The organism is Candidatus Cyanaurora vandensis, assembly GCF_013285555.1.
GTDB classification, from domain to species: Bacteria; Cyanobacteriota; Cyanobacteriia; order Gloeobacterales; family Anthocerotibacteraceae; genus Cyanaurora; species Cyanaurora vandensis.
Map to the genome: position 1 here is coordinate 1 of NZ_JAAXLT010000121.1, position 10,186 is coordinate 10,186.

Below are 10,186 nucleotides of genomic sequence, written 5' to 3' on the forward strand. Positions count from 1 at the left end.
CTTTGTGGGTGACGGGGAATCTTCGGGCGGACCAACCCCGCTTCAATAACCGCGTTTTACCGGCTTTAACAACGCGCTTTACCTTATCTGGAACTGAGACGCTGACCCTTGAACAGGCGAGTTTAGGGAACCTGAGTGCCCAAGGAACCGTGCAGTTACGGCCCAATGGTCCCACACCCGTCGAAGCTTTAGACTTGACTTGGCAGGCGCGGAACTATGACTTAGCCGCGTTGCCCGTCGCGCTCCCGGTGTCAGTCGGCGGTAATCTCACGGGCGCAGGGCAGGTAACAGGGAATCTCGATACTTTGGCGGTGACGGGGCGGGTGAGTCTCAGCGGTGGTCGAGTGGGGCGGTACAGCTTCGCGCCGCTCCAGGGTCCCGTGCGCTACCAGAACCAACGCTTCACGACGACCCTGGCTGGTGGCGGGGACCAGCTAAGGGCTCAGGGGCAAGTCTTAGCTACAGGGGTCCGCCTGACCAGCTTCAAGGCCAACGTCGCCAGTACCCAGGTGGTTGCTGAGGGGGTCTACGATTACCAGCGGGGCCTTACGCAATTGACTGCCCAAGCCCAAAACCTCGACCTCGCCAAATTAGGACTCGCCCCGGTCGGACCTATACGGACTCTAGGCGGGGTGGCGAATGGACAGTTGGCGTTGCGTCAAAACGGGCGTAGTTTAGTCGGGGATATCCAAGCCGAAGTCCAGAACGGACGGGTGAATAATCTCCGCCTCGCCACCACCCAACTCCGTGCCCGTGTCGAAAACAACCAAGTCACCCTCGCCCCGTCACCCTCACCCTCAGCGGCGGGACCTACACCCTGGCGGGACGATTGGGGCTGACTGCCACTGCGCCCCTAGACCTCAATATTGGGGTGAGCCAAGGCCGTCTGGAGACCGTGGTGGATGGCTTGGGGCTGACCCAAGTTGCTGACCTCGTACCCACTCCGTCCACGCCTATCCCCAAAGGCCGTGCTCGTGACCTAGGCATAATCACGCTACCCGGTCCTAATCGTGGGTTATCAGCCAAGCTTGCGACCTACGCGCAAGTGTCTAAACAAGTAGCAGCCCGGACCCCGACGACCACCGTGGGCCTGATCCCCCAGGACTTTCGGCAATTACAGGGGCAGTTTCAACTACAAGCCCGACTCACCGGGACCACGGCTCGTCCTCGGGTTCGTTTTGACCTAGCTGGACAGGACTGGCGGTGGCAGCAGTACCAACTCGAAACCCTCCAGGCCCGGGGTAATTATCGAGACGGTAGCCTGACTTTAGAGGAGAGCCAAGCCCAGTACCAAGAACGCACGGGCCGTCTGACAGGAACCCTAGCCCTCAACGGTGCCCAGGATGCCCAGCTTGAGGTCCAGAACCTTCCCCTCGAACTCATCAATCCTCTACTACCCAAAACAACCCGCCTCACCGGGGACCTCAGTAGTCAAGCCCAGATTCGCGGGACCCTGCGCCAACCCGTGGTCACTGCTCCCGTTCAAGTGGCAGCCCTCCAGGTCAACGGACGGGACCTCGACCCCGTAACCACCCGAGTCAACCTCCAGGCGGGTCGTCTCGCCCTCAGTCAGACCCAGGTGGGCATTAATCGCCGGGGTGCAGTGGTCGTCGGCAGTCTGCCCATTCCCATCCTCAATCCCAGTGATCCTCGGCTCGACTTGAGGGTTATCTTGCCGGGAGCTGACTTACCCTTGCTCAACCTGCTCTCCGACCAGTTGGTCTGGCAACCCGCAGCGGGTGAAGCTTCCCTCACCGTGGGCGGGACCTTTGCTGATCCCCAGGTGGACGGGGTGGTGAGTCTCCAGCAGGCGGCGGTGCGCGTCACGCGCCTAGGGAGTGATTTAGTTATCAATAACCTCAACGCCAACCTAGACCGCCGGGTGGTACGGGTTGCCGACTTCAATGGCAGTTTGGGCGGTGCGGCGTTGACGGGTCAAGGCGAGATCCCGATTCGTCGCCCCAACTTGACGGTAGACAATCCCCTGGCTGTAAATGTAGACGGCAATATTGACCTACCCCGGCTCTATCGCGGCGGGATTGCCGGACGGTTGCTGTTTGGGGGTGCGCTCACAGAGCCAGTTCTGGGCGGGGGGCTCATCCTCAATCCTGGTAATCTCCTCTTGGGCCTGCGGGACTTCCAGGCTTTAGCCCAAGGACCCACCACTACAGTCAGAGCTATTAACGAAACAACCGTCGCTAGTCTCCCCCTGAGCTTCCGGCAGTTCAACATCCAACTGGGACCCCAGTTCGGGGTGGCGGTGGCCTCGCTCAATGCTCGACTGGATGGTTCCCTCGCCCTCAACGGTCCCTTAGATAAACTCCAACCCACTGGGCAAGTCACCCTGCCCCAGGGCTTACTCGAAATTGGCTCTGCCCGTTTCCGCATTGACCCGAGCCGGACCAATACCCTGACCTTCGTGGGGAACACCGACCCACAATTAGATATCCAAGCTGAGGCGAGTGTCTCCGATTTCGTGGGCACGGGCAGTTTCGGAGGTCTCCAGCGGACGGGTTTAACGAATATCCCGGTCCAGCTCCCCTTGGGCCGCTACGAAAAAATCCAAATTCAAGCTCGTGTCACCGGGACCGCTTCGCGCCCAGATATCGAGTTACGCAGTTCACCGCCCCGTGACCAAGTAGAGATCCTGGCCTTGATTGGCGGCGACCTATTCAACCCCGCCGCCCAAAGCTCCTCCCTCTTGACGGGGTTAGTCCCCGCTTTGAGTGGACAACTCCTCTCCCCCATCGAACGGGATTTAGCCGCGCTCTTGGGTCTGGACGAGTTAAATATTGGGCTGGCTTCCCTCGTCGCCCCGAGCGGTCCCACCACCTTTGGGCTGGGCGTGGGGGTCGAAGCGGTCAAAGACCTCTCCCCGGTCCTTTCCCTCTCCGCCTCGCGCAACCTGACCGAGAACGCCCTACCCGCCCTGTTCGGCCTGCGCTACCGACTCAGCGACAAGATTGTCCTGCGGCTCAATACGACGGAGCAGTTCGACGAACAGGTACTTTACTTCCAGTACGATACGCGCTTCTAGAGGGCAGGGGGCAACCGGGATATGCAAAAATAGGAAGCTGTGTCAGGAAGCAGGCCACCATGATGAAATCGGTGCATTGGGTCCTCCTGTTGAGCTTGCTCACCGGACCCGTCCTCGCCCAGAGCTATAACGACCTTTTAAATCAAGGCAGTAAACTCGCCGCCCAGGGTAAATCAGACCAAGCCATCCCCGTCCTCGAAAAAGCTCGTAAGCTCAAACCTAAAAGCGGTGACCCCCTCTACTACTTAGGGGTCGCCTACCGGGACAAAAACGAACTCCCCAAAGCCCTGGGCTATTTTGACCAAGCCCTCAAACTCGACCCCAAAAATAGCTCAGCCCTCGCCAACCGGGGCATTGTCCTGACCCGCCTCAAAAACTATGACCCAGCCATCACCTCTCACAAAGCTGCCCTCGCCATTGAGCCGACCAATCCCTCCTATCACGTCAACCTTGGTCAGACCTACCGCGAAAAAGGGGATTTTGTTTTAGCTGCAGCCAGTCTCAAAAAGGGCCTGACCATTGTTCCTAAAGACAAGGCCACTACCCTCAAACCCAACGAAATCACCCTCGCCTACGGTTATCTCGGGGATGCAGCCGAGAAGGCCAAGGACTATCCCGAAGCTGAAAAAGCCTACCGCAATGTCCTTGTGGTCCAACCCGGCAACCTCACGGCGAATTATGGCCTAGCCCGGACCCTCAAGGCCGATGGTCAAACTACCGAAGCCATTACTGCTTACCAGAATCTCGTCCGGCTCAAAAAAGATGAACCCCAGTTCTTTATTGACCTGGGGCAACTCCAACAGCGTCAACAACCCACCGCCGCCATCGCCGCCTACGAGCAAGCCTTGGCCCTTGACCCCGACCAAGTCTCAGTGCAACTAGCCATCGCCGACTTGTACAGCAACCAAGGCAACTTTGCAAAAGCCGCTCCTGCCTACCAGACCTACTTGGCGAGTAAACCCGAGGATGGTGCCGCCCATGCCAGTTTAGGGGGTGCTTACCGTCAACTGAAACAAGATGATGCCGCCATCGCCAGTTACCGCACTGCCCTCAAACTGCTGCCCACCGATGTCACCCTCATGGGAAATTTGGGCGTTATCTTAACGGAAAAAGAGCAGTATGACGAAGGTGTGCCCCTGCTCAGAAAAGTGGTTGACCTCAAACCCGAAGACTTCTCCGCCCAGCGCAACCTCGCGCTTGCGCTAGTCAATCAGAAGAAATTCGCCGAGGCCCTGCCTGTCATCAATAAAGCCATCAGCCTTAATGCCCAAGATGCAGAGTTGTACTTATTGCAGGGTGTGGCTTTGGTGAACACACCGGGCAAAGTGAACGAGGCCATCACTGCACTGGAGACCAGCCTTAAACTCAATCCTGATAATAAACAGACCCAGGAGTATCTAACGAGTGTCAAGAAAGCTGCCGGTCGTTCCTAAGGAGTCTCTGTGAAAGTTTCCTACAACGCCCTGCGAGAACTGGTGGCCTTTGACCTCAGCCCCGACCAACTAGCAGACCGTTTGACTCTGGCGGGTTTTGAGGTAGAGGAAGTCCTGGATCTCGGAACTTGGGCCGCTGGGGTGGTGGTAGGTCGTCTCGTCGCCTGTGAACGCCATCCCAACAGCGACAAACTCCAGGTCTGCCAAGTAGATGTGGGGGGTTCCCGGTTATTGAATATTGTTTGCGGAGCCGCCAACGCCCGTGCGGGTATTCTGGCTCCGGTGGCTCCGGTGGGGACCTACCTCCCGATTAAGGACCTCACCATTGAGACGGCTACCCTGCGCGGGGTCGTCTCCGAGGGTATGATCTGTTCCTTGGCGGAGTTGGGGCTTGCCAAGAAATCCGAGGGGATTCACATTTTCTCAGTGGACCTACCCTTGGGCGCGGATGTGCGCCCGTTGCTGGGCTTGGATGATGTCATCCTTGATGTCACTTCCACCGCAAACCGGGCCGATGCCCTGTCCTTAGTCGGGATGGCGCGGGAAGTGGCGGCGTTTAGTGGGGGCGTCCTGCGTTTACCCATGGCGGAGGCTCCCCTAGTCGCGGCGGGGACGATCACTGTCAAAATAGACCAATCCCTGACCTGTCCGGCCTACATCGCCACCGTCGTCGAGGGCTTGCAGTTGGCTCCCTCCCCGGATTGGTTGGTGCGCCGTCTGGAGCGGGTGGGTTTACGGGCCATCAATAATGTGGTGGATATTACTAACTATGTGTTGTGGGAATGGGGCCAGCCGCTCCACGCCTTTGACCGGGACCGCTTGGGTGGGTTGGATCTGGGGGTGCGTTTTGCCCGTCCTCAGGAAACCTTGACCACTTTAGATGAGGTAACGCGGACCCTAGACCCGGCGAATCTCGTGATTACGAGCCAGGACCAGCCCGTCGCCTTAGCAGGGGTAATGGGGGGCCGCGACACAGAAGTACACAGCGCAACCCAGGCCATTGTCCTAGAGGCCGCGCTCTTTGACCCAGCGGTGGTGCGGCGTTCAGCCCGTGCCCAGGGACTCAGGAGTGAGGCTTCAGCCCGTTATGAGCGCGGGGTGGATTTTTCGGCTTTAGAAGTTGCCCTCAACCGGGCCTTGCAGTTACTCGTGGAACTGGCGGGGGGACGGGTGGTGGCCCAGACGCGAGTGGATTACCGGAGTCAACAAAGGCCCAATATCCGCCTCCGCCCCCAACGGGTCACCCAAATTCTCGGCCTCGCCATCCCGCCCCTGGATCTTGAAACCAGTCTCAAGGGCTATGGTTGCGACTTAGAACTTGAGGCGGACGGGGCTTACCGGGTCCTCGTCCCTGGCTACCGTGCCCGTGACCTCCAGACGGAGATTGACCTGATTGAAGAGATTGCGCGGTGGGTGGGGTATCAGGCTCTCCCGGCGACTCTCCCCGTCCAGACCCAACTGGGTAAACTCACACTCCAGGAAGTCCAACTGCGTCAAATCCGCGCTCTACTTCAAGGCCGGGGTTTGGACGAACTGTATCACATCACCTTCACACCCCTGCTGGGGACGGAGCTTTCGACCAAACGTGCCCAACAAGAGGCCCGCTTCGGTCAGTCCGGTCCCCAGATTGCCCTGGTCAATCCCCTCAACAGCGACCTCGGTGCCCTGCGTTCTGAGCTATTGCCCGGTCTGTTGGCAGCCTACAAATACAACCTGGACCAAGGCAGTGGTCCCCTGCAAGGGTTTGAGGTGGGCCGGGTCTTCCAAGAGACCGCAAGCGGCTTGCAGGAGCTAGACCACCTAGGCGGGGTGATGGGTGGTAATCCCGAGCGGGGGGACTGGCAACACCGGAGCCAGGAGTACAGTTTCTTTGCTGTCAAGGGAATTTTGGCGAGTCTGGCCCAGGGGTTAGGGCTGCACTTTACCTATCAGCCCCACACCGAGGACACGCGGTTACACCCCGGACGGACCGCCTCGGTTTGGTTGGCAGGAGAACGATTGGGGGTCGTGGGTCAGGTCCATCCCCGGCTCATCAAGAGTGAAGACCTACCGGAGTCCACGTTTGTGTTTGAACTGGATCTAGGCATAATTTTTGCCCATACGCCCGGTCAAATCCGCTATCAGCCCTACTCCAGCTTCCCAGCGATGGACCGCGACTTGGCCCTATTCTGTGACCGTGGCGTGTCCGTGGCCCAGTTAACTGACGCGATCCAAGCCAGTGCCGGACCGCTCGTTACCTCAGTAGAACTTTTTGATGAGTACACGGGTATCAATGTCCCCGACGGTACTCGCTCCTTGGCCTTTCGGTTGGTCTATCAAGCCACAGACCGCACCCTGACCGATGGGGTAGTAAACGCGATTCAAGAGCAGGTGCGCTGGTTGTTGGTGGAGCAATTCGGGGTGCAATTACGGAGTTAAGTGCATAAATTCCTCCAGGCTCGCCTATAAGTAAACTATATACATGGAGAGCTTGCTATGGATATTGGCAAATTACTTACAGACCTGGGTGTGCCGCTCTTGGGGGCCATCATCAATGGTCCAGTGGGACTCGCCACGGGAGCCGTCAAAGTTATCGCTGATACGCTGGATGTTGCATCCAATCCCCAGGCCATCGCCACCAAATTAGAGACTGTGGACGCTGAAACGCTACTCAAACTCAAGCAGTTAGAGTTAGATTTCCAACGACAAATGATCCAGGCCCAAGTGCAGATGGAGCAAATCCAAACCCAGGACCGCAGCAGTGCGCGCCAACGGGAACTAGGCATCGTCCAGGCCACGGGCGAAAAAGACTGGGGAATGTTTTGGCTGGGGACGGGGGTAATCACTGGATTTTTCTTATTGGTGGCAGCGTTGCTTTATCTAGCCGCGACTCGGGGTGATCAGGCAATTGATCCTAACGTTATGGCTATGCTCAACATTCTGCTGGGTACCTTGGCAGCGGGTTTCACGGGGGTTCTCAGCTACTATTTTGGTTCCTCAGCAGGGTCATCGCGTAAAGACGCGTTAATCCGTGAAAATTTTAGCCTAGCCAACCAACCCGACCTGACCCAACCTAACTTGACCCAACCGCCTTCAACGCCTAAAGACCCTCCGCCTACAGGGGCAGAAATCCTTTCCGTGGATGTCGAACGCCGTAATGGCACGGTACGGACGGTGACTGAGACTTCAACTCAGCCCACGGAACCCGAGGGTACAGGTACCGTGGCAGTGGCTGAGCGAGTCGGTACGGCGGTACTCGAAGCTATCTCAATGACGAGTTTAGGCGACGGACAACGCCATGCGCTATCGGTTTTGACTAACCTACCCGTGGCTAAACTTAACCAACTCAAAGAGATTTTACAGTTAACGCGACCCGGTGTAATTGGGATGATGACTCTGGAAAAATTTATAGATCTCTGTGAGGATGAAGAACTCGATTTACCCTCATCAGTAGTTGATGCCCGAGGGGCCAGCCAGTTCTTTGATAGTCTGTTAGCTGCTATCAACAATCCAGCCCAGGATATTCTGTCCAAACTATTGACCATCGTACCCAAGGCGATGAAAGCAGATGCTGAAACGGCAATCCCGCTACTGTTAGCCGAGTGCAAGAAAGAGAATGTCACCGACCCCGACGAGATTGCTTACATCATGGCTACGGTCCAGCATGAATGCAGATTTCAACCCATCCGGGAGGGGCTAGCTAAACCCAATTCTCCCAAAGCTAAACAGCGCGAGTTGGCACAGATTCAGGCGAAATACATCCCCTACTTTGGGCGGGGCTACGTACAACTCACCCACCGGGATAACTATCAGGAGTTCGGGAAATTGCTAGGTGTAGATCTAGTCAATCAACCCGACTTGGCCCTAGACCCTGAAATTGCAGCTAAGGTCTGTGTAATAGGGATGAAGCGGGGGCTCTTCCGGTCCCCCAATCAGCTCGCCAACTTCAATCGGGCTACCGGCTATGACTTTGTGTTCGCGCGTAATATCGTCAATGGCACACGTCGTGGGGAGCGTCTTCCTGACAAAGCTGAGCTTATTGCTGGCTTTGCCCGTGGTTATCGCACGGCTCTGAGTTAGCGGCCTATGACTTGCCGGATGGTTGCAACGAGCGCGGCGGGGGGTTGGGTGATGTCCACGGTTAGCCCGTCGGTAGGTACTTCTAAGTCTTCAAGTTGGCTCATCAAGATGTGGGAGTCGGCGAAATGACCCCGGCGGCGGTCAAGACGTTCTTGGAGGAGGGCCATGGTGCCCTTGAGGTAGATGACTATCAGGGCAGGCCCGCCTAAAACTGCCCGGTAACGGGCTTTGAGAGCAGAGCAAGCGAGGACGACATTTTGACCGGAGTTTTGCCACTGCTGGATCTGCTGGGCCAGGGTGATCAGCCACGGGGTGCGGTCCTCATCGGTCAGCGGGATGCCCCGCGCTAGCTTCTCGCGGTTGGCCTGGGGATGAAAATCATCGGCATCAAAAAAGGCAAACTCGATTTCACGGGCCAACAACTGCCCCACGGTCGTCTTGCCCGCACCCACTACCCCCATCACCAAAATAATCATTTATGCATCCAATGCGAGCCTATCGCCCTGGGTGTTTCAGGCAAAATGTCATCTCCTAGCTTACCTGGAACGATTACCGTGCCTGAAGTCCTATAGCCTCGCCAGTCAAAGCGTACAGTCCAAGTAGCCCACCCACTGGCCTAGAACTGCCGGTGAGCCGTACCATTGCCGTTGCCGACGCGGAGAGTGCCAGACCCCTTCTAAGACGAGGTTTTCTGCTCCCCTGAGGTGAGCCGCTGCAATCGGGGTAATGCCATCCCCCCAACAGTCCGCCTGACCACAGGTTAAACGATAGCTCTGACGGGCGAACCAGTCATCCAACCCAGACACCGCCCGCCCTGCCACGCACACATAGCGCACCCCCTGCTGAAAAGCCCCCGGATAGCTCGTATTGACGAAATCCATATTGGTGCGGGTAAATCGTTCTTGGCTGAGGTGGGGCGTGCCTAGGGTGACGAGGGTATGGACTTGGGCAAACCGTCCCCAAACCCGGCCCATATAATCCTGCTCCCCCAACAACAACCGCGCAATCCAGCCCCCCGCCGAATGACCGACAAGATTTACCTGGGTCGTCCCATACCGCGCACAGGTCTCAGTAATGGTCTGGGCAATAATTTCTAGAACTGGGGTAACGGGCTTCCCGCCGAGCGTCGGCAACCAGGAGCGATAGCCCAAGGGCACAACCGTAGTAGCCACGCCTAGCTGCTCTAGGTCATGGGCTAAGGATAGATATTCACGGGCCGAGGCGAAGTAGCCGGGGATCAAAACCGTGGGCAGGGGCGACACAGGGATTTCCTTCATCTCAAGAGGAGGTTCGGTATTATCCTAGGCTCATCGCCCATCCCTGGACCCATGAACAAACTCCTGCTATACGCCGCCCTGCTCGTGCTGGTGCCCCCCGTGGGCTTATTCCAAGTTGTGACCGATAACCAAATCCCCGTCGCCGCCAAGATTATTGCCTGTAGCATCGGCTTGGTCCTAGGCGTCGTCCTCTACGCCTCGCTCTACCTCGTAGGCCGGGGATTCTTCGCCGCCTAGCAGTGAGTAGTAGGTAGTCAAGACAGAAGCGAGCAAGAGCGAAGAGTCGGTTAAAGGACGGGGTATAACCAGGAGTTGAATTATTTAAAGAGCGGTTCAACCAAGTAGATTACTCGCCCGCTCTCGTGAAGAGCTTTAGTTGC

Annotated in this window: 8 protein-coding genes; 6 read left to right on the plus strand and 2 right to left on the minus strand. The window is 57.4% G+C overall.

The window, feature by feature from the left end:
- From HFM78_RS08570 to HFM78_RS08590, 5 genes are all read left to right on the plus strand, one after another.
- Positions 1-839 (plus strand): hypothetical protein (locus tag HFM78_RS08570; protein ID WP_287129020.1); only part of this gene is annotated, 839 nt, incomplete at its 5' end.
- Complete coding sequence (locus HFM78_RS08575; protein WP_287129021.1) at positions 830-3,037, plus strand: translocation/assembly module TamB domain-containing protein; 2,208 nt, start codon at positions 830-832, stop codon at positions 3,035-3,037. The genes HFM78_RS08570 and HFM78_RS08575, both read left to right, overlap by 10 nt.
- A 59-nt stretch (positions 3,038-3,096) precedes the next feature.
- Complete coding sequence (locus tag HFM78_RS08580) at positions 3,097-4,470, plus strand: lipopolysaccharide assembly protein LapB (protein WP_287129022.1); 1,374 nt, start codon at positions 3,097-3,099, stop codon at positions 4,468-4,470.
- 9 nt (positions 4,471-4,479) lie between these two features.
- The gene (gene pheT, locus HFM78_RS08585; RefSeq protein WP_287129023.1) at positions 4,480-6,888 is read left to right on the plus strand and encodes a phenylalanine--tRNA ligase subunit beta; all 2,409 of its coding nucleotides are present in this window, start codon (positions 4,480-4,482) and stop codon (positions 6,886-6,888) included.
- A gap of 57 nt (positions 6,889-6,945) precedes the next feature.
- Positions 6,946-8,529 (plus strand): glycoside hydrolase family 19 protein, encoded by a 1,584-nt coding sequence (locus HFM78_RS08590; protein WP_287129024.1) that lies wholly within the window; start codon positions 6,946-6,948, stop codon positions 8,527-8,529.
- Here the strand turns inward: HFM78_RS08590 and HFM78_RS08595 are convergent.
- The gene (locus tag HFM78_RS08595; protein ID WP_287129025.1) at positions 8,526-9,005 is read right to left on the minus strand and encodes a gluconokinase; all 480 of its coding nucleotides are present in this window, start codon (positions 9,003-9,005) and stop codon (positions 8,526-8,528) included. The two genes, HFM78_RS08590 and HFM78_RS08595, sit on opposite strands and share 4 nt — an antisense overlap.
- A 105-nt stretch (positions 9,006-9,110) precedes the next feature.
- A complete protein-coding gene (locus HFM78_RS08600; protein WP_287129026.1) occupies positions 9,111-9,806 on the minus strand; it encodes a triacylglycerol lipase in 696 nt (231 codons plus the stop codon).
- A gap of 51 nt (positions 9,807-9,857) precedes the next feature.
- On the opposite strand from HFM78_RS08600, the gene HFM78_RS08605 reads away from it, so the two are divergent.
- Entirely contained in the window at positions 9,858-10,043 is a 186-nt protein-coding gene (locus HFM78_RS08605) for a hypothetical protein (RefSeq protein WP_287129027.1), read from the plus strand.
- Positions 10,044-10,186 lie beyond the last annotated feature (143 nt).